The organism is Streptomyces sp. NPDC094032 (genome assembly GCF_040303965.1).
GTDB lineage: Bacteria > Actinomycetota > Actinomycetes > Streptomycetales > Streptomycetaceae > Streptomyces.
This window is the reverse complement of sequence record NZ_JBEOUE010000008.1, coordinates 156207-182105: the sequence shown is the minus strand read 5'-3', so window position 1 is coordinate 182105 and position 25899 is coordinate 156207. Positions and strand designations below refer to the sequence as shown.

Here is a 25899-nt window from a genome sequence, read left to right as displayed (position 1 = left end):
CGGGTCAGCCTTCCTGGAGGGTGGTGAGGCCGTGCTCGATGAAGACGGGGACGAGCTCGCCGATCCGGTCGAAGCCGGCGCCGACGGTCTGCCCGAGGGTGTAGCGGTAGTGGATGCCCTCCAGGATCACGGCCAGCTTGAACCAGGCGAAGGCCGTGTACCAGGAGACGGCGCCGGTGTCCCGGCCGGAGCGGGCGGCGTAGCGCTCGATCAGCTCGGCGGGCGTGGGATGGCCGGCGGCGGACGCGGTGGTGGAGATGGGGGAGTCCGGCAGCTCCAGGGGCGCGCTGTACATGACGAGCAGCCCGAGGTCGGTGAGCGGGTCGCCGAGGGTGGACATCTCCCAGTCGAGGACGGCCTCGATGCGGTCGTCCGCGCCGATGAGGACGTTGTCGAGCCGGTAGTCGCCGTGCACGACGGTGGGCGCGGGCGAGGTGGGCAGGCCCCGGCCCAGGGCGGCGTGCAGCTCGTCGATGCCCGGCAGTTCGCGGCCCCGTGAGGCGGCGAGCTGCTTGCCCCAGCGGCGCAGCTGGCGGTCGAGGAAGCCCTCGGGCCGCCCGAAGTCGTCGAGCCCGACGGCGGCGGGGTCCACGGCGTGCAGGTCGACGAGGGTGTCGACGAGCCCGAGGACGGCCTCGCGGGTACGGGCGGGGCCGAGCGGGGCGAGCTCGGCCGCCGAGCGGTACGGCGTGCCGGGCACGAACTCCATGACGTAGAACGGCGCTCCGAGCACCGACTCGTCCTCGCAGAGCGCGACCGTCCCCGGCACGGGCACGGCGGTGGTCCGCAGGGCGCTGATGACCCGGTGCTCGCGCTTCATGTCGTGCGCGGTGGCGAGGACATGGCCGAGCGGCGGGCGCCGCACGACCCAGCGGCCGGTGCCGTCGGTCACCTGGTACGTCAGGTTCGACCGGCCGCCCTCGATCAGCCGGGCCGTGAGCGGACCGGTGACGAGGCCGGGCCGCTCACGGTCGAGGAAGGCACGCAGCCGCTCGGGGTCGAGACCGGGGGGCGGGGAGCCGGGCGGCGGGGTGGAGCTCATGTGCGGATACCTCCGGGGTCGGCGTCGGCGTTCATGATGACCGACCAGTCGGTATGTCGTCCAGAGGGGCCCGCCCGGCGAGGGGCGGCGCGGCGGGCCCGCCAGGCGGCGGCGATGGTCGTCGCCGGGCGGCGCCGGTCAGGCGTGGCAGGCCACCGGCGCCCCGCCGTTCATCGCGGCCATGTCCCCGAAGATCGCCACCGGGTCCAGCGGGTGCCCCTCCGGCAGGCCGTCCAGCTCCGCGTACGCCCGGTGCAGGTTGGCGACCAGCCGCTCGCTCTCGCGCCACGCGGCGAACTCGCCGAGCTCCGCGCCCCGGGCCGTCTCCAGCGGGGACGCCCCCTTCGCGTGGCCCTCCCGGGCCAGCTCCCGCACCCAGAGCAGATAGCGCTCGGTCGCGTCGTACGCGGAGGGGTCGGTCACCCGGCCGTGCCCGGGCACCACCGTGGGCGCGTCGAGCCCGCGCAGCAGGGCGAGCGCGCGCAGCGAACCGGCGAGCGAGCCCGTCAGCAGGAACGGCGTGCCGCCGTGGAAGACCAGGTCGCCGGTGAACACGACGCCGTGCTCGGGGAGATGGACGATCGAGTCGCCGGTGGTGTGCGCCGGACCCGGGTGGATCACCCGCACCTCCACCTCGCCGACGTACAGCGTGAGGGAGTCCCGGTACGTGAGGTGGGGCGGCAGGATCTCGACCCGGCCGAAGTCGGTCTGCGGCCACAGCAGATGGAGCTGGTGCCCGGCGGCGAGCTGCTCGGCCCGGCAGTTCTCGTGGCCGATGATCCGCGCCTCCGGCCGGAACACCCCGTTGCCGTAGGTGTGGTCGCCGTGGTGGTGCGTGGAGACGATCGTGCGCGGCGCCGCGAGCCCCGCGTCGCGGACCGCGTCGCGCAGCAGCAGGGCCCGCCGCTCGGTGGCGGCCGTGTCGACGAGCAGCGTCTCGCCGCGGTCGCCGAGGAAGCCGGCGTTGTTCAGGCACCAGCCGCCGTCGGGCTGGACGAAGGCGTGGACGTTCGGCGCGAGTTCGACCACGTAAGGATCGGTGGCAGACACAGGAGTTCCCCTGGATGAGAGCCCGACTGGACAGGGGAAGGGTGCCAGTCGCGCCGGGTCCGGGGGAAACCGGGGGCGACGGCAGGCCCTAGTGGTCGTCCCAGTGGTTGCCGTGCGCCGCGTGCCGGTGCCCGTCGTGGGCGTAGTCGACATGGTCGCCGTGCGGGACGGCGGTGTGCCCGCACTCCGGTCCGTGCGTGTGGTCGGGGTGGGTGTGCGCCACGTGCGCGGAGGACTCGCACTCGTCCCAGTGCCCCGCGTGCTCGCGGTGCAGATGCCCGTCGTGCGCGTAGTCCATGTGGTCCCGGTGGGGGACGGAGGTGTGCCCGCAGGACGGGCCGTGGCTGTGCGCGTGGGTCGGGTGCTCGTGGTGGGTGACGGTCATGGTTCCGCCTCTGCGAGGGGACGGCTGACCACCTCAGGCTAGTCCGGAATGCCCGTTTCTTCAGGTCGGGTGCGGGTCGGGTGCGGGTCTCTGCGGAGGGCCTCGCCCACGGCCGCTCAGAGCACGATCGCCACCGCGAACCCCGCGAACGCGATCGTGCACAGCGCGGTCAGCCAGGCGCTCCGCAGCGACAGCTGCCTCGGCCGCACCGCGCCGAGCGACTGGATCCTGCGGTGCGCCACCGCGAGGAAGCCGATCCACACCAGCGCCGAGAGCCCCGCCGCGAGCAGACCGGTCGCCGTCACGCCCTCGTGGATCGCCTGCTTGCCCGCGAGCACCGCCGTGACCGTGCAGGACAGGGTGGTGCGCCGCCAGGCCAGCCGGGTGCGCTCGGGCTGGAGCCCCGGGTCCCGGAGGGGTGGCCCGCCCCCGTCGCCCGCCCCGGTCACCGTCCGGCCCAGCCGAAGACGACGACCACCACCATCGCGACCGCGACCACCGCCACCGCCAGGCTCAGCACGGCGGGGAAACGGGAGACCGGCAGGTCCTCGCCGCGCCGCATGGCCCGCTCGCAGCGCACCCAGTGGTTCACGGCGCGCAGGGCGCACAGCACACCCGCCGCGAGCAGCGCGAGCGCCAGCCCGACCCGGACGCCCCAGCGCAGGTCCGGCAGGAACTGGTCCACGGCGAAGCCGCCGCCGATCAGCGCGAGCCCGGTCCGGATCCAGGCGAGGAAGGTCCGCTCGTTGGCCAGGGAGAAGCGGTAGTCGGGGGTCTCGCCCTCCTCCCGGAGGCGCTGCGGCGCGAACCACAGCCGCAGGCTCTGTATGAAGTCGCTCACGCGGGCACCCTATCCGTCGGATGATCACACCGCCCGGCGACGGCCCCCGCCCACGGCCCGGCTCACGGCGCCCCGCACGCCCAGGCCCGCCCCGCCCCGCTCACCAACCGCGCCCGGGTCTCACCCCGCCCGCAGCCCCCGCAGCCGCTCGTACGCGGCCCGCCCGTCCGGCACCCACTCCCAGTCGGTGAGCCGTGCCTCCAGCTCCGCCTCCGGCAGGAAGGCGTGCCAGGCCACCTCCTCCGGCTGCGGCCGGACGGGCAGCTCGCACCGCACCTCGTACACGGCCGACCACCACTTCCCGGCGACGCCCCCGGAGTCGTACAGGAAGCGGAACAGCGGTTCGGGCCGGGGCAGCCCGGACACGCCCAGCTCCTCCTCGGCCTCCCGCAGGGCCGCGTCGTCGTAGGACTCGCCGGCGCCGACGACCCCGCCGACGAACATGTCGTACAGCGACGGGAAGACCAGCTTCGTCGGGGTCCTGCGGTGGACGAAGACCCGTCCCTCGGCGTCCCGCACCCGGATGAAGGTGCAGCGATGGATCAGGCCCCGCGCGTACACCTCACCGCGCGGGGCCTGTCCGATCACGACGTCGTTCTCGTCGACGACGTCGAGTACCTCATCGGCAGCGCTCATGGGCCCCATGAAACCACCGCCGTCGTTCACGCGTGCGGGCTCACTGCCCCATCACGTACTTGACCGTCGGACCCGTCGTCCAGCCGCCGTCCACCGCCAGCTCCGCGCCCGTCACGTACGAGGCGGCCTCCGAGAGCAGGAAGACGACCGCGCCCGCGATCTCGTGCGCCTCGCCGACCCGGCCCATCGGGGTGTTGGGGTACTTGCCCTCGCCCTTCTCGATGCCGACGGAGGCGGTCATCGGGGTGTACGTCATGCCCGGGTGGACCGAGTTGACGCGGATCCGCGAGGTGCCGAGCTCCACCGCGCCGATCTTCGTCAGACCGCGCACGCCCCACTTGGAGGCGCCGTAACCGGCGGTCAGCGCGAGGCCCATCAGACCGGCGGCCGAGGAGATGTTGACGATCGAGCCGCCGCCCGCCTCCCGCATCGCGGGGACCGCGGCCTTCATGCCGATGAAGACACCGGTCAGGTTGATGTCGAGCACCTTGCGGAAGTGCTCGACCGACTCGGTCTCCAGCAGGGCGCCGGTCGATATGCCGGCGTTGTTGACCAGGCCGTGCAGCCCGCCGAACTCCTCGACGGCGTACGCGACGGCCGCCGCCCACTCCTCCTCCGAGGTCACGTCGTGGTGGAGGAACCGGGCCCGCTCGCCGAGCTCGGCGGCGGTGGCCTTGCCCTCCTCGTCGAGCACGTCGGTGATCACCACGTTGGCCCCGGCGGCCACGGCCTGCCGGGCGGCCTCGGCGCCCAGACCACGGGCGCCGCCGGTGACGAGGACGGTCCGGCCGGTCAGGTCGTGCGGGTGGTTCGGGGTGGTGTTCTCGCTCATGTGCGGTCCTTTCGGGGCCCTTGGGGGTGCGCGCCGCTCCGGGGCTGTGCGGCCAGGAGCAGCGCCGTGGTGGTCTCGACCAGATCGGCGAGGAAGAGCGCCTCTCCGGTGAGCGGTTCGGTGCCGTCGAGGTACTGCCGGGCCCGGTCGGCCATCGCCGCGCCCACGACGGTCAGCGCCAGGTCGAGACGTTCCAGGCGCAGCGGCTCGGGCAGCACGGCGACGGCCGGGCAGGTCTCCAGGCGCTCGATCAGACGCCAGTAGGCGGTGCCCGCGAGCGTGGGGTGGGGGGAGCGGGTGCGGATCCCGCTCTCGTGGCTGAGCTGCGCGGAGATCCGCAGACAGCGCCGGCCCCGGTCGGTGCGCAACTCGCTCGACTCGGCGGCGACCAGCGCGGCGACCAGCTCGTGCGGCTCGTCGGGGGCGGCGGCGAGGAGCGGGGCGAGCACCTGCTCGGTGCGCAGCTGGCGGCCGGCCATCACGGAGTCGAGCAGTCCCGCGCGGGAGCCGAAGTGGTACTGGACGGCGGACGGATTGCCCTGTCCGGCCCGCGCCACGATGTCCCGCAGCTGGGCGCCGTCCACGCCCTGGGCGGCGAAGACCTCCTCCGCCGCACGGATCAGTTTCTCCCGGGTCTCGGGCCCTGACGTCCTTGCCATGCGTTCATATTAATGCCCGGCATTAGAAAAAGGGAGGGCCTCGAACCGTTGACTCGATACATCGGTGTATCCAAGATGCGGACCATGCCCCCTGCCTACGACGCCGACGTCATCGTCATCGGAGCCGGTCTCGCCGGACTCGTCGCCACCGCCGAGCTGGTCGACGCCGGCCGGTCCGTGATCCTGCTCGACCAGGAACCCGAGCGGTCGATCGGCGGCCAGGCCCACTGGTCCTTCGGCGGCCTCTTCCTCGTCGACTCGCCCGAACAGCGCCGGATGCGGATCCGCGACAGCCACGCCCTGGCCCTCCAGGACTGGCTCGGCACCGCCGGCTTCGACCGCCCCGAGGACCAGTGGCCGCGCCGCTGGGCCGAGGCGTACGTCGACTTCGCGGCCGGCGAGAAGCGCGCCTGGCTGCACGGCCTCGGCGTCCGCTTCTTCCCGGTGGTCGGCTGGGCCGAGCGCGGCGGCTACGACGCCAACGGGCACGGCAACTCCGTCCCCCGCTTCCACATCACCTGGGGCACCGGCCCCGGTCTGGTCGCCCCCTTCGAGGCCCGGGTCCGCGAGGGCGTGGCCCGCGGTCTGGTCCGCTTCCGCTTCCGCCACCGGGTGACCGGCCTCGCCCGTACCGCGGGCGATCTCGACACCGTCACCGGCGAGATCCTGGCCCCCTCCGACGCCCCGCGCGGCACCGCCAGCGGCCGCGAGGCCACCGGCGCCTTCACCCTGCGCGCCCAGGCCGTGATCGTCACCTCCGGCGGCATCGGCGGCAACCACGACCTGGTCCGCGCCCAGTGGCCCGAGCGGCTCGGCACCCCGCCCGCCCGCATGCTCTCGGGCGTCCCCGCCCATGTGGACGGCCTGATGCTCGGCATCGCCGAGAAGGCCGGCGCGCACCACGTCAACCGCGACCGGATGTGGCACTACACCGAGGGCATCGAGAACTGGGACCCCATCTGGGCCCGGCACGGCATCCGCATCCTGCCCGGCCCGTCCTCGCTCTGGCTGGACGCGACCGGCAAGCGGCTGCCCGTCCCGCTCTTCCCCGGCTTCGACACCCTCGGCACCCTCGAACACATCATGCGGACCGGCCACGACCACACCTGGTTCGTGCTCGACCAGAGGATCATCGGCAAGGAGTTCGCCCTCTCCGGCTCCGAACAGAACCCCGACCTCACCGGCAAGTCGGTCCGCGACGTCATCGGCCGCGCCTGCGCCGACGTGCCGGGACCGGTGAAGGCCTTCATGGACAAGGGCGCCGACTTCGTCGTCGAGCGCGACCTGGCCGCCCTGGTGCGCGGCATGAACCGGATCACCGGCGAGGACCTGATCGACGAGGCCGCGCTGCGCCACGAGATCACCGCCCGCGACCGGGAGATCGCCAACCCCTTCACCAAGGACCTCCAGGTCACCGCGATCCGGGGCGCGCGCAAGTACCTGGGCGACCGCCTGATCCGCACGGCCGCCCCGCACCGCCTGCTCGACCCGAAGGCCGGCCCGCTGATCGCCGTACGCCTGAACATCCTCACCCGCAAGTCCCTCGGCGGCCTCCAGACCGACCTCTCCTCCCGCGTCCTCACCGAGACCGGCGAACCGCTGCCCGGCCTGTACGCGGCGGGCGAGGCGGCGGGCTTCGGTGGCGGCGGCGTCCACGGCTACCGCTCCCTCGAAGGCACCTTCCTCGGCGGCTGCCTCTTCTCCGGGCGCGCGGCGGGCCGGGCGGCGGCCCGGGCGGTCGGCTGACGGGAACGGACGAGGCCCTGGAGCGCGGGTCACCGCACTCCAGGGCCTCGGCACGAGGGACCGCCGTACGGCCGCTAGATCACCAGCGACAGCAGCAGCACGAAGACGATGCCGACCACCGAGATGATGGTCTCCATCACCGACCAGGTCTTGATCGTCTGGCCGACGTTCATCCCGAAGTACTCCTTCACCAGCCAGAAACCCGCGTCGTTGACATGGCTGAAGAAGAGCGAACCGGCGCCGATCGCGAGGACGAGCAGCGATACCTCGCCGGTCGACATCCCCTCGGCCAGCGGGGCCACCAGGCCGGCCGCCGAGATCGTCGCCACCGTGGCGGAGCCGGTCGCGAGCCGGATGGCGACGGCGATCAGCCAGGCGAGCAGCAGCGCCGGGATCGACCAGTTCTCGGAGAAGTCCAGGATCATCTGGCCGACGCCGATGTCGATGAGGGTCTGCTTGAAACCGCCGCCCGCGCCGACGATCAGGAGCACGCCCGCGATCGGGGCGAGCGACTTCTCGACGGTGGTGGACAGCCGCTCCTTGGTGAAGCCGGCCGCCCGGCCCAGGGTGAACATGCCCACTATGACGGCGGCGAGCAGGGCGATCATCGGGGAGCCGATGACGTCGGTGACCTTCTGCACGCCGTTGGCCGGGTCGTCGACGACGATGTCGACGAGGGCCTTCACCAGCATCAGGACGACCGGCAGCAGCACGGTGGCCACGGTGGCGCCGAAGCCGGGGCGCTTGTCCAGGTCCTCGGAGGGACGCGTGGGGATCATCTTCTCGGGGGCCGGGATGTCGACCCAGCGGGCGGCGTACCGGGAGAAGACGGGACCGGCGATGATCACGGTCGGGATGGCGACGACCAGGCCGAGGGCGAGGGTGACGCCCAGGTTGGCGCCGACCGCGTCGATCGCGACGAGCGGGCCGGGGTGCGGCGGGATGAGCCCGTGCATGACGGACAGGCCGGCCAGGGCCGGGATGCCGATCCGCATCAGCGAGTAGTTGCCGCGCTTGGCGACCAGCAGCACCACCGGGATCAGCAGCACGATGCCGACCTCGAAGAAGAGCGGCAGGCCGATCACGGAGGCGATCAGGACCATCGCCCACGGCATGCCGCGCCTGCCGGTCCTGGCCAGGATCGTGTCGACGATCTGGTCGGCGCCGCCCGAGTCGGCGAGCAGCTTGCCGAGGATGGCGCCGAGCGCGATGAGCACGCCCACGCCGGCCACGGTGTTGCCGAGCCCGGTCGAGAAGGACTTGATGGTGGCCGCGAGCGGCGCACTCGCGAACGCGCCGAGCGCCAGTGACCCGATGGTCAGCGCCAGGAACGCGTGCATCTTGAACTTGGTGATGAGCAGGACGATGACGGCGATGCCGGCGAGGACGGCGATGCCGAGCTGGGCGTTGCCTGCCGAGGTGATGGGTTCGGCGGCGTCCGCTGCCAGGATCTCGACGCTGAGACTGGTCACGGTGGGTCCTTGAGAGGGAGTGAGAAAGGGGGGAGAACAGGGGGGGACGGGGGTACGGGGGTACGGAACGGGGTCAGACGCCGAGTCGCCGCAGCGCGGTGACGGCCCGGTGGGCGATCTCCTCGGGGGTGCCGGACACGTCGACCGCGACGCCGGCCTCGTCCTCCCCGAGCGGCTGGAGCGTGGCGAACTGCGAGTCGAGGAGCGCGGTCGGCATGAAGTGGCCCTTGCGGGCGGCCATCCGGCCCTCGATGAGCTCCCGGTCGCCGGTCAGGTGGAGGAAGACGACGCCGGGGGCTGCGGCGCGCAGCCGGTCCCGGTAGATCCGCTTCAGCGCGGAGCTGCTCACCACCCCGCCGAGTCCGGCCCGGCCGTGCGCCCATCTCCCGATGGCGTCGAGCCAGGGCTCCCGGTCGCTGTCGTCCAGGGGGGTCCCGGCCGACATCTTGGCCACGTTGGCCGCCGGGTGGAAGTCGTCGCCCTCCGCGTACGGCAGGTCCAGCGCTTCGGCCACCAGGGGGCCGATGGTGGTCTTGCCGGTGCCGGCGACGCCCATCACGACGACGACCTGGGGAGGGCCGGCCGGGACGGGCTGGGGGGTGGTGCTCATGGGGGGTGCCTCGCTGTCTTCTTCGACATCGATCCGTCGCGCTCATGAAACCTGTTGGGTACGACGTATTCAAGAGGCTGTGACAAATAAGTCGTACTTATTCTTCCCGGCGTGATCACCTGTGTGATCACGCATAGGCTGGCCACCATGACGACAACGGCCCAGGGGCTTCACCCGCACGTCCTGAACGCCCTGGGCCTCGCGATCACCGCGGGGGAGTACCCGCCCGGCGCCGTGCTGCGCAGCGACGAGCTCGCCGAGCGCTTCGAGGTCTCCCGTACCGTCGTGCGCGAGGTCGTGCGCGTCCTCGAATCCATGCACCTCGTCGAGTCCCGGCGCCGGGTCGGCGTCATCGTGCTGCCGACCGAGCGCTGGAACGTGTACGACCCCCAGGTCATCCGCTGGCGCCTGGCCGGCGCCGACCGCCCGCGCCAGCTCCGCTCGCTCACCGTGCTGCGCTCCGCGATCGAGCCGGTCGCCGCCGGTCTCGCCGCCCTCCACGCCACCCCCGAGCAGTGCCGCGAGCTCACCGAGGAGGCCCTCGGCATGGTCGCCACCTCGCGCGGGCGCCGCCTGGAGGAGTACCTGGTGCACGACATCGCCTTCCACCGGGTCGTCCTCAACGCCTCCGGCAACGAGATGTTCGCCCGGCTCGGGGACGTGGTCGCCGAGGTCCTCAGCGGGCGCACCCGCCACCAGGTGATGTTCGAGGACCCCGACCCGGCCGCCGTCACCCTGCACGTCCAGGTCGCCGAGGCGGTACGGGAGCGGGACGCGGTCCGCGCCGAGGCGCTGACCCGGGAGATCGCGGTCGGCGCGCTCAAGGAGCTGGACGTCCTCGCGCCCTGAGGCACCTCGCCGGTACGGGTACCCTCAACCTCTGAACTAGCTCAAATCCGGGCGTTCAGTGACATCCGCCACAGTCAGTGGCGCCCGTTGCCGTGAGGATGTGCGCTGGCCGTGCCGGGGAGAACCCCGCCGGGCACGGCCGGGTACCGCACGACCCACCCCCCTCACGAAGGCGACCAACTCCATGAGTGACCGCGTCACCGCGGCCGAGCCGCGGTCCGCCGCCCCGGCGGCCGCAGGCTCCACGGCGTCCCCCCACATCGACGCCGGCGACGCCGGATACCGCAAGGACCTCAAGTCCCGGCACATCAACATGATCGCCATCGGCGGCGCCATCGGCACCGGCCTCTTCCTCGGCGCCGGCGGCCGGATGGCCAACGCGGGACCCTCGCTGTTCATCGCGTACGCGGTCTGCGGACTCTTCGCCTTCTTCGTCGTCCGGGCCCTCGGCGAGCTCGTGCTCTACCGCCCCTCCTCCGGCGCCTTCGTCTCCTACGCCCGCGAGTTCATGGGCGAGAAGGGCGCCTACACGGCCGGCTGGCTCTACTTCCTCAACTGGTCGACCACCGCCGTCGCCGACATCACCGCCGCGGCCACCTACGCCCACTTCTGGGCGATGTTCAGCGACGTCCCGCAGTGGATCCTCGCCCTGATCGCCCTCGCCGTCGTCCTGGCTGCCAACCTCATCTCCGTGAAGTATTTCGGGGAAATGGAATTCTGGTTCGCCATCATCAAGGTCGCCGCCCTGGTCGCCTTCATGCTCGTCGGCATCTTCCTCGTCGCCACCTCGCACGACGTCGGCGGCCACACCGCGGGCCTCGCCAACATCACCGAGAACGGCGGCATCTTCCCCAACGGCATGATGCCGATGCTGCTGCTCATTCAGGGCGTCGTCTTCGCCTACGCCTCCGTCGAACTGTGCGGCGTCGCGGCGGGCGAGACCGAGAACCCCGAGAAGATCATGCCGAAGGCGATCAACTCGATCATGTGGCGCGTCGGCCTCTTCTACGTCGGCTCCGTCGTCCTGCTCGCGCTGATCCTCCCGTACACCGCCTACAGCGGCGACCAGAGCCCCTTCGTCACCGTCTTCGACAAGCTGGGCATCCCCGGCGCCGCCGGTGTGATGAACCTGGTCGTCCTCACCGCCGCCCTCTCCAGCCTCAACTCGGGCCTCTACTCCACCGGCCGCATCCTGCGCTCCATGTCGCTGGCCGGCTCCGCGCCCAAGTTCACCGGCGTCATGAACAAGGGCGGCGTGCCCTACGGCGGCATCCTGCTCACCGCCGGCTTCGGCGTCCTCGGCGTCGCGCTCAACTACGTGATGCCCGGCGAGGCCTTCGAGCTGGTCCTCAACTTCGCCTCGATCGGCATCATCGGCACCTGGGCGATGATCATGGTCTGCTCGCTGCTCTTCTGGCGCGCCGCCCGCCAGGGCCGGGTCACCCGCCCCGGCTACAACCTGCCCTGGGCCCCGTACACCCAGCTCGTCACCCTCGCCTTCCTGGCCACCGTCCTCGTCCTCATGTGGATGGACGGCGGCATCGGCCGCACCACCGTCGCCTGTCTGCCGCTGATCGCGGCGGCCCTGGTCGGCGGCTGGTTCCTGGTCCGCGGCCGGGTCCGCGCCACCGCGGGCCACGCCCGCGACTGAGCCCCCACGGGAGGAGGCCCCCGCGAGCACGCCGCTCGCGGGGGCCTCCGTCCTTCCGGGCCGGCGCCTCAGTGACCCCCGTGCCCGTGCCCCGCGCCGTGGTCGAAGGGCAGCACCTCGGGAGGCACCACGACGAACGGGCGCATCATCCCCATGTCCTCGTGCTCCAGCAGATGGCAGTGGTACATGAACCGGCCGTACGCCCCGTCGAACCGGCCCATCACCCGCACCAGCTCCCCGCCCGGCACCCGGAACACGTCCTTCCAGCCCGCCTCGTTCGGCGGCACCGGCACCGGCCGCCCCGGATCGAACCGCACCGGCCCGCGCGACCCGCCGAGCGCCGGGTCGAAGCCGTCCGTCGCGTACGCCTCGCGCCCCATCACCTGGAAGTCCGCCAGATGGATGTGCATCGGGTGCATCAGCGGCCCCGGAGCCAGGTTCAGGAACGACCACTGCTCGTACGAGCCCTCGCCGATCGTGAACCCCAGCGCGTCGTTGAAGGTCCGGGCGGTCCGCCGGTACGTCCGCACCTTGCCGTCCGCCGACTGGAGCTGGATCACCCCGTTCGCCGGCAGCCGCAGCGCGGCCCCCTCCCGCTCCGGGACCTCCTCCATCTCCCACAGCTCCGTGTGACCGCCGCCCCCGACCGTCCCCGGCGGAGTGATCACCACAAGCCGGTGCCCGTGCTCGACGTGCGCGTGGTCATAGCGCCGGAAGGAGCCCGAGAGCACCGGCGGCAGCGCGAACCCGTCGCAGCCCCCGTCCTCGGCCCCCTCGCCCACCCGGAACTCCATCACCTGCGGATACGGCACGTTCGCCGTCGGGTCCGCCACCCCCGGCTCCCGCCCCGCGGCCTTGTTCACCAGGCGCAGGCGCTGCCCCGCCCAGCCCCGGAAGTCGATCAGCAGGTCGAAGCGCTCGGCCGGGGCGATCGTCAGCGGCGCCACCGTCTCCGCGCCCCCGTCGCCCTCCTCGAAGTCGAAGGGGACCGGGCGCGGCAGCAGCCCGCCGTCGCTGCCGATCTGGTGCACCGCGCCCGCCACCGGCCGGTCGTCCTCGTCGACGAGGACCAGGTCGTAGGTCCGCGCGTTCGACGCGTTCACCAGCCGGAAGCGGTACCAGCCGTCCCGCACCTCCAGATACGGCCAGATCGTGCCGTTCACCGTCGTGTACGGGCCGAGGAACGGCAGCCCGACCGGCTTCCCCGTCTCCGGGTGACGGGCCACCAGACGCGTCGTCTTGTGCAGCAGCCGTCCGTTGAGCTCCCCGTCGGCGTCCGCGTCCAGATTCCGGTCCGCCAGGACCAGCGGCAGCTCCCGCTCCCCGGACGGCAGGCCCAGCGCGTCCTCCTCCTCGTCCCGCACCAGATAGGTGCCCACCAGGCCCGCGTACACGTTCCACCGCGTGATGTTCATCGCGTGGTCGTGGTACCACCAGTGCACCGCCTGGTGCTCGTTCGGATACTCCGACAACTGCGCGCCGCCGAAGCCGACCGCGTTGTCCGTCCACCCGTCGTTCCCGCCACCGGTCTGCGCCCCGTGCAGATGCGTCACGGACCAGGCGGGCAGCGCCGCCACCTCGCGGACCGGCTCCGCGCCCTCCCGGCCCGGCCGGTTGTGCGGATCGGGCCGCCCCTCGGTCCGCGGCACCTCCACCACGGTCACCGGGTACTCACTGCCCAGCGGGATCCGGTTGGTCCACGCCACCCGGACCCGCTGCCCCCGCCGTACCTCGATGGTCGGACCCGGGACACTCCCCTCGTACCCCCACATCAGCGTGGGCGGCAGCTGACGGTGCATCCGCACCCATGTCGGCCGTAACGCGATCTCGATCTCGGACGCCCCGTCACCCGGCTCCGGCCGGAGCACCGGCGGAACGGTCAACGGGTCCGCGTACGGTTCGAGTTCACTGGTCATCATGTTCCCCCTGAGGCTGTGTCATGCCTGCTGGAGGTGGAGACGGCGAGCGGGGGGACGCGGGTTGCGGGCGCCGCGTAACCTGGCCGATATCGTCACATCCGTAACGCGGGTCACCGTTTAGGTGGAAGGGAAGTCCACGATGGCGCAGCAGGTCCAGGGGGTCGTCGCCCCCGGCAGGAACGAGCCGGTCCGGGTCGAGACGATCGTGATCCCCGACCCCGGGCCGGGTGAGGCGGTCGTGAAGATCCAGGCCTGCGGCGTCTGTCACACCGACCTGCACTACAAACAGGGCGCGATCAACGACGAGTTCCCCTTCCTCCTCGGCCACGAGGCCGCCGGCGTCGTCGAGTCGGTCGGCGAGGGCGTCACCGACGTCGCCCCCGGCGACTTCGTCGTCCTCAACTGGCGCGCGGTGTGCGGCCAGTGCCGGGCCTGCCTGCGCGGCCGCCCCTGGTACTGCTTCGACACCCACAACGCCCAGCAGAAGATGACCCTGCTCGACGGCACCGAGCTCTCCCCGGCCCTCGGCATCGGCGCCTTCGCCGAGAAGACCCTGGTCGCCTCCGGGCAGTGCACCAAGGTCGACCCCGCCGTCGCCCCCGAGGTCGCCGGACTCCTCGGCTGCGGCGTGATGGCCGGCATCGGCGCCGCCCTCAACACCGGCAACGTCGGCCGCGGCGACACCGTCGCCGTCATCGGCTGCGGCGGCGTCGGCGACGCGGCGATCGTCGGCGCCCGGCTCGCCGGAGCGGCCAAGGTCATCGCCGTCGACATCGACGACCGCAAGCTGGCCAAGGCCCGCGAGATGGGCGCCACCCACACCGTCGACTCCCGCGCCGGCGACCCCGTCGAGGCGATCCGCGAGCTCACCGGCGGCTTCGGCGCCGACGTCGTCATCGAGGCCGTCGGCCACCCCGAGACGTACCGCCAGGCCTTCTACGCCCGCGACCTCGCCGGCACCGTCGTCCTCGTCGGCGTCCCCACCCCCGAGATGAAGCTGGAACTGCCCCTGCTCGACGTCTTCGGCCGCGGCGGCGCCCTCAAGTCCTCCTGGTACGGCGACTGCCTGCCCTCCCGCGACTTCCCGATGCTGATCGACCTGCACCAGCAGGGCCGCATCGACCTCGGCGCCTTCGTCACCGAGACCATCGGACTCGGCGACGTCGAGAAGGCCTTCGGCCGCATGCACGAGGGCGACGTCCTGCGCTCGGTGGTGATCCTCTGATGACCACCCGCATCGACCACCTGATCACCTCCGGCACCTTCAGCCTCGACGGCGGCACCTGGGAGGTGGACAACAACGTCTGGATCGTCGGCGACGACACCGAGGCCGTCGTCATCGACGCCGCCCACGACGCCGAGGCGATCCTCGCCGCCCTCGACGGGCGCGCCCTGCGCGCCATCGTCTGCACCCACGCCCACGACGACCACATCGACGCGGCCCCGGCCCTCGCCGCCGCCACCGGCGCCCGGATCCTGCTCCACCCCGCCGACCAGCCGCTGTGGAAGCTGACCCACCCCGACCACACCCCGGACGGCGACCTCGCCGACGGCCAGGTCCTCACCATCGCCGGGACCGACCTGCACGTCCTGCACACCCCCGGCCACGCCCCCGGCGCCGTCTGCCTGTACGCCCCCGAGCTGGGCACCGTCTTCACCGGCGACACCCTCTTCCAGGGCGGCCCCGGCGCGACCGGGCGGTCCTACTCGGACTTCCCGACCATCGTCGGCTCGATCCGGGAGAAGCTGCTCACCCTGCCGCCCGAGACGGTGGTCCGCACCGGCCACGGCGACACCACCACCATCGGCGCGGAGGCCCCGCACCTGGAGGAGTGGATCACGCGAGGCCACTGAGCGGGCGGCGGCTCACGAACCGCCTCGGCTCACCCGCGAACGGGTCGGTGAACGCCAGCGACCGCGCGAGCAGCTGGAGCGGCCGCCCGAAGTCCTCCGGCCCGTCCGGAAGGACCACCGGGTACAGCGGATCATGGAGGATCGGCAGCCCGAGCGCGTTCATGTGCACCCGCAGCTGATGGGTCCGCCCGGTCACCGGCACCAGCCGGTACCGGGCGAGACCGCCCGCGTGCGCGAGGAGCTCGATCCGGCTCTCCGCGTTCGGCTCGCCCGGCACCTCCCGGGCGGTCAGCACCCCGGGCTCCTTCTCGATCCGGCTCCGCACGGTCACCGGCAGCTCCACCGCCGGGTCGTACGGCGCGACCGCCTCGTACGCCTTGCGCACGGCCCTGTCCCGGAACAGCGTCTGGTACGCCCCCCGGTCCTCCGGCCGTACGACGAAGAGCACCAGCCCCGCCGTCAGCCGGTCCAGCCGGTGCGCGGGCTGGAGCGTCGGCACCCCGAGCTCCCGCCGCAGCCGGGCGAGCGCCGTCTCCGTGACATGGCGCCCCCGCGGCATCGTCGCCAGGAAGTGCGGCTTGTCCACCACCAGGATCCGCTCGTCCCGGTACACCACATCGATCGCGAAGGGCACCCGCTCCTCGACGGGAAAGTCCCGGTGGAACCAGAGCAGCCGCCCCGCCGCATACGGCTCGTCCCCGCCGACCGCCGCCCCGTCCACCCCGACGAACCGGCCCTCACGCAGCATCTCCTCGACCCGCCCGGCCCCGACGGCCCCCGCGTACCGCCCCAGCAGATACGCGCGCACGGTGCCCCACGCCCGCCCCGGATCCTCTGGCAGCCGGACCCGCACGGGATCGATCCCGTCCCGCTGGGGGAGGGGAGAGCCGGGGGCCTTGCTTTTGCGTCGCACCGGTCCCACCGCCCTGTATAACGAGAAAGACCCCACATGATGTGGGGTCTTTCGCTGGTGTCCGAGGGGGGACTTGAACCCCCACGCCCGATAAAGGGCACTAGCACCTCAAGCTAGCGCGTCTGCCATTCCGCCACCCGGACAGGTGATCTTGTCTTCCTGGCCGCTCGGCCCTTCCGACGAGGAAAACCATAGCAAACATCTGGGGTGGTCGATCACCACCCCCTTCCCGCCCCTCCCGGCCCCTCGCCGTGTGACGGGCGCATGTCGGAGGGTGGCCGCCCTTGGGTCCCGAGGGGGACTCGCGGGAGGATGGGGAGATCATCAGCCAGCACATGGGGCACGTAGTGGGAGGAAGCAGCGTGAGCGAGTCGAACACCGGCCGGACCGTCACGGGCGAGGACGAGGTCGTCGACCTCTGTCGTGACCTCATCCGCATCGACACCAGCAACTACGGCGACCACTCCGGCCCGGGCGAGCGGGCGGCGGCGGAGTACATCGCCGAGAAGCTGGCGGAGGTCGGACTCGAACCGAAGATCATCGAGTCGCACAAGGGGCGAGCCTCCACCGTCGCCCGCATCGAGGGCGAGGACCCGTCCCGGCCGGCCCTGCTCATCCACGGCCACACCGACGTCGTCCCGGCCAACGCCGAGGACTGGACCCACCACCCCTTCTCCGGCGAGGTCGCCGACGGCTGCGTCTGGGGCCGCGGCGCCGTCGACATGAAGGACATGGACGCGATGACCCTCGCGGTCGTCCGCGACCGCCTGCGCAGCGGCCGCAAGCCCCCGCGCGACATCGTCCTGGCCTTCCTCGCCGACGAGGAGGCGGGCGGCACCTACGGCGCCCGCCACCTGGTCGACAAGCACCGGGGCCTGTTCGACGGGGTGACCGAGGCGATCGGCGAGGTCGGCGGCTTCTCGTTCACCGTCAACGAGAACCTCCGGCTCTACCTGGTCGAGACCGCCCAGAAGGGCATGCACTGGATGCGGCTGACCGTCGAGGGCACGGCGGGCCACGGCTCGATGACCAACAACGACAACGCCATCACGGAGCTGTGCGAGGCCGTGGGCCGGCTCGGCCGCCACCAGTGGCCGGTCAGGGTCACCAAGACCGTACGGTCCTTCCTGGACGAGCTCTCGGACGCGCTCGGCACCCCGCTCGACCCCGAGGACATGGACGCCACGCTCGCCAAGCTGGGCGGCATCGCCAAGATGGTCGGCGCCACCCTGCGCAACTCCGCCGCCCCGACGATGCTCGGCGCCGGCTACAAGGTGAACGTCATCCCCGGCCAGGCCACCGCCCACGTCGACGGACGCTTCCTGCCCGGGTACGAGGAGGAGTTCCTGGCCGACCTCGACCGGATCCTCGGCCCCCGGGTCAAGCGCGAGGACGTGCACGGCGACAAGGCCCTGGAGACCAGCTTCGACGGCGACCTGGTCGACGCCATGCAGCTGGCCCTGCGCGCCGAGGACCCGATCGCGCGCGCCGTGCCGTACATGCTCTCCGGCGGCACCGACGCCAAGTCCTTCGACGACCTGGGCATCCGCTGCTTCGGCTTCGCCCCGCTCCAGCTGCCGCCCGAGCTCGACTTCGCCGGCATGTTCCACGGCGTCGACGAGCGGGTGCCGGTGGACGGCCTGAAGTTCGGCGTCCGGGTCCTGGACCGTTTCATCGACGCTTCCTGAGGGCGCCCCCGAAATCGACCGCGCGTGCGTGGATGACCGGAAAGAGTGAATGCCTCAAGGGGCTCGTAGCCCCCTGGGTTCCCCCTCGTTACAGGTGGTGCGGTCCGCGGCTGGGACCGCATTGCCAACAAGGAGGAATAATGATCAAGAAGGTCGTCGCTGCTGCGGCTGCCACCGGCGGTCTCGTTCTCGCGGGCGCGGGCATGGCCGTTGCCGACGCGGGTGCCCAGGGTGCCGCCATCGGTTCCCCCGGCGTGCTCTCGGGCAACGTCGTCCAGGTGCCGATCCACATCCCCGTGAACGTGTGCGGCAACACGGTCTCCGTGATCGGTCTGCTGAACCCCGCCTTCGGCAACACCTGCATCAACAAGTGACGTTGAGCATCACCCCCTGAGGGTTTGAGCCCAGGCCGGCCCCGGAGTGCGCGCCATGCACTCCGGGGCCGGTGGGCATTTCGCACGAGTCGAGCACGCAGGGAAGCGGGAACACAGCAATGCGACAGGTCACACGCATCACCCGGAAGAGCCTCGTCACCGTCGCCGCGGCCGGCGGCATGATCGCCCTCGGCGGCGGTTACGCCCACGCCGACGCCGGCGCGGACGGTACGGCCTCCCACTCGCCGGGCATCGCGTCCGGCAACACCGTCCAGGTCCCGGTCCACGCACCGGTGAACGCCTGCGGCAACACGGTCGACGTCGTCGGCCTCATGAACCCGGCGTTCGGCAACCGCTGCGCCAACAAGAGCGGCTCCGGCGGCTACGGGGAGTCCGGCAGCGGCTCCTCCGCCCACGGCAGCGCCTCGCACTCGCCGGGCATCGGCTCCGGCAACGTCGTCCAGGTGCCGGTGGACGCCCCGATCAACGTCTGCGGCAACAGCGTCAACGGCATCGGCGTCGGCAACGCGGCCTATGACAACGGCTGCGGGAACGGGATCGAGCCGACGAGGCCGGGGCAGCCGGGGGAGCCGGGATACCCGGGGCAGCCGGGTCAGCCCGGCCAGCCAGGTCAGCCGGGCCAGCCGGGTCAGCCGGGGAACCCTGGGAATCCGGGCAACCCCGGTAACCCTGGGAATCCGGGCAACCCCGGTAACCCTGGGAATCCGGGCAACCCCGGCAACCCGGGGAACCCCGGCAACCCGGGTACGCCCGGGAATCCGGGTACGCCCGGCACCCCGGGTACGCCCGGCACCCCGGGTACTCCCGGCACCCCCGGCAACGAGGGTGGCGGGCACCCCGGTACGCCCGGGTACCCGCAGGGGCCGAACACCCCCGGTACGCACACGGGTGTCCAGGCCCCGCCCAACGAGGAGCTCGCGCACACCGGTGCCGGTGCGGTCGGGATGGCCGTCCCGGCCGGCGCGGCCCTGCTGCTGGCCGGCTCCGTGATCTACCGGCGGTCCCGCCGCACCGCCTGACCCGTACGGAAACGGAAGGGGCCCCGCAGCGCGCGGGGCCCCTTCCGTGTCTCACCAGGTGGCGCGGATCTGACGGATGATGCGCCGGCGCAGCCGCACTCTGCGGCTGCCGTCCCGACGCAGGGTCAGTCTGTCCAACTCCCAGTGCCCGTACTCGGCATGGTCGGTCAGCAGCCGCGTCGCCTCCTTGCGGGAGACACCGCGCGGCACGTACACGTCGACAAATTCGTATTCCGGCATCGCATCTATTGTGCGGCCAAGGGCCCGGTACGGATAGCGTCTGTCCTATGTCTGATGCTGCGCAGCCCACCGCTGCCGAGGTACGCGCCGCCGCCGAGGCGGTCAAAACCGCACTGGACCGTCACCTCGCGGCGGTCGAGAGCCGCACCGGGGACGACGACCCGGCCGTCTACGAGGCCTTCAACGCGCTCGCCGCGGCGGCGGAGGTGTACGACGAGGTCCTCTACGACCGGTACGACGAGGTCACCCCCTTCGAGATCCCCGGCGCCGACGACGCCCTGCCGCCCTACGCGGGGCCCGAGGAACCGCACGCCGTCAGCGTGCTCATCCGCCGCGACTACGCGGTGGTGGAACCGAAGCGCCTCGTCGCCCAGGCCCGGCGCGTCCTGGACGTCGACCGGGAGGAGACCGCCGCCGGCACGACCTACGCCGCCCTCGGAACTCTGTTCGGCGAGTACGAACCTGACGAAATCGCGTCCCGTCACAAGGAATTCGGTCTGGAGGAGGGTGACTCCACCCTCTGGGTCGAGGCCACCGACGACCTGCCCGAACCGGGGGAGTGGCTGAACGCCCCCTTCGACCACGCCGACCCGGAGCGGATCGTCTGCCGCTTCGACATCAGCGCCGTCTTCGACGACGAGGCCGAGGAGGAGCCGGAGGAACAGGTCCACGGGGCCTGAGAGCCCCGCCCCGGCCTCCGCGACCGACAGCCCGGCCGGCGCCCGCCCCGCGAACCGCGGGAAGGGCGCCGGCCGGCCGCGTTCCAGGGGCCTACGCCCCCTCCTCCTCGTGGAGCAGCGCCTCGATCAGCGGGCGGAGCCGGGTCGTCCGCTCCGGGTCGCGGCCCTCGGCCACCGCGCGCGGCAGTGCCTGGTCCACGCCGTGGACGATCGACAGATGCCGCTCCGCCCGGCCGAAGGCCGTGTAGACCCAGGCGCGGCTGAGGCCCGCCGCCGCGTCGCCGGGCAGCACCACGACCGCGGCAGGCCAGCGGGACCCGGCCGCCTGGTGCGCGGTCAGCGCCCACCCGTGCCGCAGCGCGGTCTCCACCCGCTCCTTCGGAACGACGACCCGCTCGCCCGCGCAGTCCAGGTGCAGGCCCTCGGCGTCGGCCGAGACGACCGTGCCCGGCACGGTCCGGCCGGGGGCGGGGGAGTGGGCGACCCGGTCGCCCGGGTCGTAGCCGCCGAAGCGGCCGGGGCCCGGGTTGAGCCGCTGCTTGAGGGCCGCGTTCAGCGCGCGGGTGCCGGCGGCGCCGCCGTGGCCGACCGTGATCACCTGCGTGTGGTCGGCCGGCAGGCCGAGGGCGCGCGGGATCGAGTCGGCGACCAGCTGCACGGTGCGGTGGACGGCCTCGCCCGCGTCCCGGACGGGGACGATGACGACCTCCTTGCCGGGGGCGTCCACCTGGTTGAGCTCGCCGATGCCGATGCCGGAGACCAGCTCGCCGATCGGGCCGGGGTCGGGGGTGCGGGCGGCGATCGTCGGGGCGACGCGGGCGGCGAGCAGATCGGCGAAGACCCGGCCGGGGCCCGCGGCACCGAGGACGTGCGGGTCGCCGCCCAGGACGAGCCGGCAGCCGTCCGGCAGCGCCTCCACGAGCAGGGCGGCCGTCTCGACGTCGAGCTGCGGCGCGTCCAGGACGACCAGCAGGTCCAGGGCGAGCAGGCCCTCCTCGTCGCGCCCGGGGCCCGCGGCACCCGACAGGAGCCCGGCCACCGGCACCGCGCCGTCCCGGGCGGTGTGGGCCGCGAGGGCGACCCGCAGGCCCCGGTCGCGGGCCGCCTCGGCGAGGGCGGCGGGCTCGGTGCGGGCGGCCTCGCCGCCGGTGTGCAGCACCAGGCCGTGCCCGCCGGCCGCGCGGACCAGCTCGGGGCCCTCCCAGTCGGCCGCCTCGACCGTACGGATCAGGCGGGCGAGCCCGTCGGCGAGGCTCTCCTCCGCGAGCGCGTACCGCTCAAGGCCGAGCAGCACGGGCTGCGGCGGCCGCTGCTCGTCCCGCGCGGCTCCCCCGTCGCTCTGTCCGCCCCGCTCGGCGTCGCCGTCCTCGGGCTCCTCGCCGTCCTCTTCCTGCTCTTCTTCTTCCTCCTCCTCCTGGAAGACCAGCACCGCGGCCTCGGAGATCGCGAGCTCGACCGCCTTGTCGGGCTCGGGCACCGACAGCTTGGCGAGCCCGTCCCGCACGACGCCGACCTCCAGGGCCGTGTGCCCCTTCAGGGCGGCCCGCTCCAGGAGCCAGGCGGCCAGTGCCACGACCCGTCGCTCGTCGCCGGGGCCGCACCCGGAGCCGAGCAGGGCCCGCGCGAAGCCGTCGGCCTGCTCGGGGCGCACCCCCGGCACCGCGAGCAGCTGCCAGGGGTCGTCGTCGAGCGCCCGGGCGGCGCCCTCGCCGAGTACGGCGGCGACCTGTCCGGCCAGCGCCTCGGGCGCGCCGCCGCGCGCGAGCACCTGCCGCACCGAGGAGGCGGTCTCCTCCGTCACCTCGGGGGCCACGGGCGCCGGCGGACGCACCGTCGTCTCCGGCGCGGCGGCCGGCCGCGCGGGCGCGGGCACCTCGGGGCGGAGCGGCGCGACGGGCTTGGCGCCGCTCTCCACGGCCCGTACCGCCGCGAGCAGATCGGCGGCCGTCCCGCTGAGCTTGGCGCCCGCGTCGACGGGCGCGGCCCGCTCGGCCTTGCGCTGCTCGATCCGGGCCCGCAACTCCCGCTGCGCCGCCAGCTCGGCCTGCGCGTCGGAGAGCCCTGCGGCGGCGGTGTCACCGGATTCCGCGGCGGAAGCCTCCGCCGTACCGCTGTCACCGGATTCCGTCGCGTCCGGGGCACCCGGTGACGCGGAGTCCGTCTCCTGCGCGTCGGCGGTGGGCGTGGCGGCCTCGGGCGGGGTCTCCCCGGAGGGCTCGGTCACAGGGTGCTCCAGTCGTGATCCGGATAGTGGTGCACGGGCGCCGACACGTCGTCGAGGGCCCGGAAGATCTCGTCAGGAAGACTAAGGCTCTCCACTGACAACGCGGCCGTGAGCTGCTGCGCGTTGCGCGCGCCGATGATCGGGGCGGTCACTCCGGGGCGGTCGCGGACCCACGCGAGGGCCACCTGGAGCGGGGTGGCCGCGAGGCCGTCGGCCGCCGTCGTGACCGCCTCCACGATCCGGCTCGCCGCCTCGTCCAGATACGGCTCGACGAACGGCGCCAGCGCCTCCGAGCCGCCGCGCGAGTCCGCCGGGGTGCCGTGCCGGTACTTGCCGGTGAGCACCCCGCGCCCCAGCGGCGAGGAGGGCAGCAGCCCGATCCCGAGGTCGAGGGCGGCCGGCAGCACCTCCCGCTCGACGCCCCGCTGGAGCAGCGAGTACTCCATCTGCGTCCCGGCCAGCCGGGTCCGGTCCCCGCTCAGCTGCCAGGTCCCGGCCTTCGCCAGCTGCCAGCCGCAGAAGTCGGAGACGCCGACATAGCGCGCCCGGCCGCTGCGGACGGCGATGTCGAGGGCGTGCAGCGACTCCTCCAGCGGGGTGTGCGGGTCGAAGGCGTGCAACTGCCACAGGTCCACGTAGTCCGTGCCGAGCCGGGCGAGGGAGGCGTCGAGGGCCGCGAGCAGATGCCCGCGCGAGCCGTCCGTGCGCCGGTCCGGGTCGGGGACACCGCCGGCCTTGGTCGACACGATCAGGTCCCGGCGGGGCACCAGGTTCTCCATGAGCTGCCCGAGCAGGTACTCCGCCTCGCCGCCCCCGTACACGTCCGCGGTGTCGACGAGGGTGCCGCCCGCGTCCCAGAACGCCTTCAACTGCTCGGCGGCGTCGTGCTCGTCGGTGTCGCGGCCCCAGGTGAGGGTGCCGAGCCCGAGCCGGGACACGCGCAGGCCGGTTCGTCCGAGATGCCTCTGCTCCATGGCCGCGAGAGTACTGGCCAGGGCACCACGGGGAGAGAGCCTGTGGACAAGCCGTCCACAGGCGGGCCCTTCCCGCTCCTGACGAATCGCCAAGGCGCGCGCTAGAGTCCCGACCACAGGGACGTTACCGATGGGTAAGGGGTACGTGGCATGCGGCTCGGCATCAACCTCGGCTACTGGGGCGCGGGCATGGACGGCGACAACCTCGCCGTGGCCCAGGAGGCGGACCGCCTCGGCTACGACGTCTGCTGGGCGGCGGAGGCGTACGGCTCCGACGCGCCCACCGTGCTGTCCTGGGTCGCCGCCAAGACGGAGCGGATCGACGTCGGCTCGGCGATCATGCAGATCCCGGCCCGCCAGCCCGCGATGACGGCGATGACCGCGGCCACCCTCGACTCGCTCTCCGGCGGCCGCTTCCGGCTCGGCCTCGGCGTCTCCGGGCCGCAGGTCTCGGAGGGCTGGTACGGCGTCAAGTTCGACAAGCCGCTCGCCCGCACCCGCGAGTACGTGGAGATCGTCCGCCGGGCCATGTCCCGTGAGCGCCTCACCTACGAGGGCGAGCACTGGACCCTGCCGCTGCCCGACGGGCCGGGCAAGCCGATCAAGCTCACGGTGCACCCGACCCGCCCGCACATCCCGCTCTACATCGCGGCCATCGGCCCGAAGAACCTGGAGCAGACCGGCGAGATCGCCGACGGCGCGCTGCTGATCTTCCCGTCCGCCGAGCACCTGGAGGAGACGGCCCTGCGCCACCTGCGCGCGGGACGCGAGAAGGCCGGGCTCACCATGGAGGGCTTCGACGTCCACCCCACCCTGCCGCTCGCCCTCGGCGACGACATCGACGCCCTGGCGGACATCTTCCGCCCGTACACCGCGCTGTACGTCGGCGGCATGGGCAGCCGGAAGCAGAACTTCTACAACCAGCTCGCCCAGCGCATGGGCTACGAGAAGGCCGCCGCCGAGATCCAGGACAAGTACCTGGCCGGCGACAAGGCGGGCGCCGCCGCGGCCGTACCGCGTCAGCTGATCGACCAGACGACCCTGCTCGGCTCCGTCGACCGGATCGCCGACCGGATGAAGGCCTACGCCGCCGCCGGGGTCACCACCCTGACCCTCGCCCCGGCCGGCTTCACCCTGGACGAGCGGCTTGCGGCGCTGCGGGCGGGCGTGGAGGCGCTGGAGCGGGCGGAGCTCGCGTAGGCCCACGCGAGGAGGTCCGCGGCCGTGGTGGGGGCTCGGGGGGTCTTCCCCGCCACGGCCGTCATGGAGCACAACGCGTGGGCGGGCCGGGGGTTACGCGCCCGACGGCACCTGACGCGTCCGTCTTTCGGCCCAACGTGCACGGCCTCCTGTTGCCCGACCCCGCGTGGCCCACTTGACTCGTACTCCACGGGAGGTGGCAGCCATGCTCACGGCCAAGAGCCTGTTCCAGGAAATCATCGACGACGACGAGTCCTTCCAGCTCTTCTGCTCCATCGCCGCCAGCGGCGAGGCCCAGGGAGGCTGGGAGAACGCGCGGATCGCGGCCCTCGTCGCCCCCGGGATGCGGGACCTGGCCCCCAAGATCGTCCGGCACGGCGCCGACGAGGACAAGCACGGCCGCATCTTCAACGCGTTGATGAGGAAGCGTGGCCTCGCCCCCGTCCCCGTACCGCCCGACACCGACTACACGATGCTGCTCGAACAGCGCGGCATCGGTCTGGCCCACGACAAGCTGCTCCGCGACGAACCCCTCACGGAGCGGGACGTCGTCGTGTACCTCGCGCACAGCCGGGTCACCGAGGAGCGCGCCGCCGCCCAGATGCAGCTGCTCGTCCGGTACTTCGGGGACCACCCCGACCTCGGCAGGGCGCTCAGGATGATCTGCAACGACGAGGACAACCACCTCGCCTACTGCCACGAGGAGCTGCTCCGCCTCAACTACGAGGGCCACGGCAGGCTCATCCAGAGCATCCTGCGGGAGTCCGCGCTCGCCGAGATCCAGGTCTACCGGGACGTCAGCCTCGCCGTGATGCGCCACATGGGCCGCATCCTGCGCTGGCCGAAGGCCAAGGCCGCCACGCTCGCCGCCGGCATCCACGGCGTCTACGCGTACGAGCGCGCCGTCGGCTGGCACGGGATGGTCGACCTCAGGATGCCGGAGCGCCGCGACGCCCTCGGCGGACCCGCCACCCCGGTCCCCGCCTTCTGAGCCGGAGAGATTCCAAACCCCGGCTTCGG

The 25899-nt window shown here is 72.7% G+C and carries 26 protein-coding genes and 1 tRNA gene; 11 read left to right on the top strand and 16 right to left on the bottom strand.

Translation table 11 applies throughout. The features are described from left to right. Positions 1-4: 4 nt before the first annotated feature. The 8 genes from ABTZ54_RS14650 to ABTZ54_RS14615 form a co-directional block, all read right to left on the bottom strand. On the bottom strand, positions 5-1042 hold the full coding sequence (locus ABTZ54_RS14650; protein ID WP_351662075.1) for a phosphotransferase family protein: 1038 nt from the start codon (positions 1040-1042) through the stop codon (positions 5-7). Positions 1043-1180: 138 nt separating this feature from the next. Continuing rightward, positions 1181-2092, bottom strand: a complete 912-nt coding sequence (locus tag ABTZ54_RS14645; RefSeq protein ID WP_351662072.1) for an MBL fold metallo-hydrolase — start codon at positions 2090-2092, stop codon at positions 1181-1183. A gap of 88 nt (positions 2093-2180) precedes the next feature. Beyond that, a complete protein-coding gene (locus tag ABTZ54_RS14640) occupies positions 2181-2477 on the bottom strand; it encodes a hypothetical protein (RefSeq protein WP_351662069.1) in 297 nt (98 codons plus the stop codon). Between the two features lie 116 nt (positions 2478-2593). Further along, positions 2594-2926 carry a DUF202 domain-containing protein gene (locus ABTZ54_RS14635; protein ID WP_351662066.1) on the bottom strand — a complete coding sequence of 111 codons (333 nt, stop codon included), beginning with the start codon at positions 2924-2926 and terminating at the stop codon, positions 2594-2596. Beyond that, positions 2923-3318: a YidH family protein gene (locus ABTZ54_RS14630; RefSeq protein WP_351662063.1), complete on the bottom strand. Its 396-nt coding sequence runs from the start codon at positions 3316-3318 to the stop codon at positions 2923-2925. The genes ABTZ54_RS14635 and ABTZ54_RS14630 overlap by 4 nt, the downstream gene beginning before the upstream one ends. A gap of 120 nt (positions 3319-3438) precedes the next feature. After that, a complete protein-coding gene (locus ABTZ54_RS14625) occupies positions 3439-3954 on the bottom strand; it encodes an NUDIX hydrolase (RefSeq protein WP_351662061.1) in 516 nt (171 codons plus the stop codon). A 40-nt stretch (positions 3955-3994) separates the two neighbouring features. Further along, entirely contained in the window at positions 3995-4786 is a 792-nt protein-coding gene (locus tag ABTZ54_RS14620) for a glucose 1-dehydrogenase (RefSeq protein WP_351662058.1), read from the bottom strand. Continuing rightward, entirely contained in the window at positions 4783-5445 is a 663-nt protein-coding gene (locus tag ABTZ54_RS14615) for a TetR/AcrR family transcriptional regulator (RefSeq protein ID WP_351662055.1), read from the bottom strand. The genes ABTZ54_RS14620 and ABTZ54_RS14615 overlap by 4 nt, the downstream gene beginning before the upstream one ends. An 84-nt stretch (positions 5446-5529) precedes the next feature. On the opposite strand from ABTZ54_RS14615, the gene ABTZ54_RS14610 reads away from it, so the two are divergent. Continuing rightward, positions 5530-7191: an FAD-binding dehydrogenase gene (locus ABTZ54_RS14610; protein WP_351662052.1), complete on the top strand. Its 1662-nt coding sequence runs from the start codon at positions 5530-5532 to the stop codon at positions 7189-7191. Positions 7192-7265: 74 nt separating this feature from the next. On the opposite strand, the gene ABTZ54_RS14605 is transcribed toward ABTZ54_RS14610, so the two are convergent. Both ABTZ54_RS14605 and ABTZ54_RS14600 read right to left on the bottom strand, forming a co-directional pair. After that, positions 7266-8663: a GntT/GntP/DsdX family permease gene (locus tag ABTZ54_RS14605; RefSeq protein WP_351662049.1), complete on the bottom strand. Its 1398-nt coding sequence runs from the start codon at positions 8661-8663 to the stop codon at positions 7266-7268. Between the two features lie 73 nt (positions 8664-8736). Continuing rightward, positions 8737-9273, bottom strand: a complete 537-nt coding sequence (locus ABTZ54_RS14600) for a gluconokinase (protein ID WP_351662046.1) — start codon at positions 9271-9273, stop codon at positions 8737-8739. A 147-nt stretch (positions 9274-9420) separates the two neighbouring features. On the opposite strand from ABTZ54_RS14600, the gene ABTZ54_RS14595 reads away from it, so the two are divergent. Beyond that, a complete protein-coding gene (locus ABTZ54_RS14595; protein ID WP_351662043.1) occupies positions 9421-10122 on the top strand; it encodes a FadR/GntR family transcriptional regulator in 702 nt (233 codons plus the stop codon). Between the two features lie 184 nt (positions 10123-10306). Further along, positions 10307-11773 carry an amino acid permease gene (locus ABTZ54_RS14590; RefSeq protein WP_351662040.1) on the top strand — a complete coding sequence of 489 codons (1467 nt, stop codon included), beginning with the start codon at positions 10307-10309 and terminating at the stop codon, positions 11771-11773. A gap of 68 nt (positions 11774-11841) precedes the next feature. Here the strand turns inward: ABTZ54_RS14590 and phsA are convergent, their stop codons facing one another. Next, entirely contained in the window at positions 11842-13689 is a 1848-nt protein-coding gene (gene phsA, locus ABTZ54_RS14585; RefSeq protein WP_351662037.1) for an O-aminophenol oxidase PhsA, read from the bottom strand. A gap of 142 nt (positions 13690-13831) precedes the next feature. On the opposite strand from phsA, the gene ABTZ54_RS14580 reads away from it, so the two are divergent. Continuing rightward, positions 13832-14917: an S-(hydroxymethyl)mycothiol dehydrogenase gene (locus ABTZ54_RS14580; RefSeq protein ID WP_351662034.1), complete on the top strand. Its 1086-nt coding sequence runs from the start codon at positions 13832-13834 to the stop codon at positions 14915-14917. Further along, positions 14917-15546 (top strand): MBL fold metallo-hydrolase, encoded by a 630-nt coding sequence (locus ABTZ54_RS14575; protein ID WP_351662031.1) that lies wholly within the window; start codon positions 14917-14919, stop codon positions 15544-15546. The genes ABTZ54_RS14580 and ABTZ54_RS14575 overlap by 1 nt, the downstream gene beginning before the upstream one ends. On the opposite strand, the gene ABTZ54_RS14570 is transcribed toward ABTZ54_RS14575, so the two are convergent. Beyond that, on the bottom strand, positions 15530-16459 hold the full coding sequence (locus ABTZ54_RS14570) for an RluA family pseudouridine synthase (RefSeq protein ID WP_351662029.1): 930 nt from the start codon (positions 16457-16459) through the stop codon (positions 15530-15532). The two genes, ABTZ54_RS14575 and ABTZ54_RS14570, sit on opposite strands and share 17 nt — an antisense overlap. Before the next feature lie 55 nt (positions 16460-16514). After that, positions 16515-16602: transfer RNA gene (locus ABTZ54_RS14565), tRNA-Leu, on the bottom strand. 219 nt (positions 16603-16821) lie between these two features. Between ABTZ54_RS14565 and ABTZ54_RS14560 the strand changes: the two genes are divergently transcribed. From ABTZ54_RS14560 to ABTZ54_RS14550, 3 genes are all read left to right on the top strand, one after another. Continuing rightward, positions 16822-18147 carry a M20/M25/M40 family metallo-hydrolase gene (locus ABTZ54_RS14560; protein WP_351662026.1) on the top strand — a complete coding sequence of 442 codons (1326 nt, stop codon included), beginning with the start codon at positions 16822-16824 and terminating at the stop codon, positions 18145-18147. Between the two features lie 140 nt (positions 18148-18287). Next, a complete protein-coding gene (chpH, locus tag ABTZ54_RS14555; RefSeq protein ID WP_351662023.1) occupies positions 18288-18521 on the top strand; it encodes a chaplin ChpH in 234 nt (77 codons plus the stop codon). Positions 18522-18640: 119 nt separating this feature from the next. Then, on the top strand, positions 18641-19561 hold the full coding sequence (locus tag ABTZ54_RS14550; protein WP_351662020.1) for a chaplin: 921 nt from the start codon (positions 18641-18643) through the stop codon (positions 19559-19561). Positions 19562-19612: 51 nt separating this feature from the next. On the opposite strand, the gene ABTZ54_RS14545 is transcribed toward ABTZ54_RS14550, so the two are convergent. After that, complete coding sequence (locus ABTZ54_RS14545) at positions 19613-19801, bottom strand: DUF5703 family protein (RefSeq protein ID WP_351662017.1); 189 nt, start codon at positions 19799-19801, stop codon at positions 19613-19615. Positions 19802-19848: 47 nt separating this feature from the next. On the opposite strand from ABTZ54_RS14545, the gene ABTZ54_RS14540 reads away from it, so the two are divergent. Beyond that, positions 19849-20481, top strand: a complete 633-nt coding sequence (locus tag ABTZ54_RS14540) for a hypothetical protein (protein WP_351662014.1) — start codon at positions 19849-19851, stop codon at positions 20479-20481. Positions 20482-20572: 91 nt separating this feature from the next. Here ABTZ54_RS14540 and ABTZ54_RS14535 read toward each other — a convergent pair whose 3' ends face one another. Next, on the bottom strand, positions 20573-22705 hold the full coding sequence (locus ABTZ54_RS14535; protein ID WP_351662011.1) for a helix-hairpin-helix domain-containing protein: 2133 nt from the start codon (positions 22703-22705) through the stop codon (positions 20573-20575). After that, on the bottom strand, positions 22702-23679 hold the full coding sequence (locus ABTZ54_RS14530) for an aldo/keto reductase (RefSeq protein WP_351662008.1): 978 nt from the start codon (positions 23677-23679) through the stop codon (positions 22702-22704). The genes ABTZ54_RS14535 and ABTZ54_RS14530 overlap by 4 nt, the downstream gene beginning before the upstream one ends. A gap of 150 nt (positions 23680-23829) precedes the next feature. On the opposite strand from ABTZ54_RS14530, the gene ABTZ54_RS14525 reads away from it, so the two are divergent. Then, complete coding sequence (locus tag ABTZ54_RS14525; protein ID WP_351662005.1) at positions 23830-24879, top strand: LLM class F420-dependent oxidoreductase; 1050 nt, start codon at positions 23830-23832, stop codon at positions 24877-24879. A gap of 205 nt (positions 24880-25084) precedes the next feature. Then, positions 25085-25870 carry a ferritin-like domain-containing protein gene (locus tag ABTZ54_RS14520; RefSeq protein ID WP_351662002.1) on the top strand — a complete coding sequence of 262 codons (786 nt, stop codon included), beginning with the start codon at positions 25085-25087 and terminating at the stop codon, positions 25868-25870. Positions 25871-25899 lie beyond the last annotated feature (29 nt).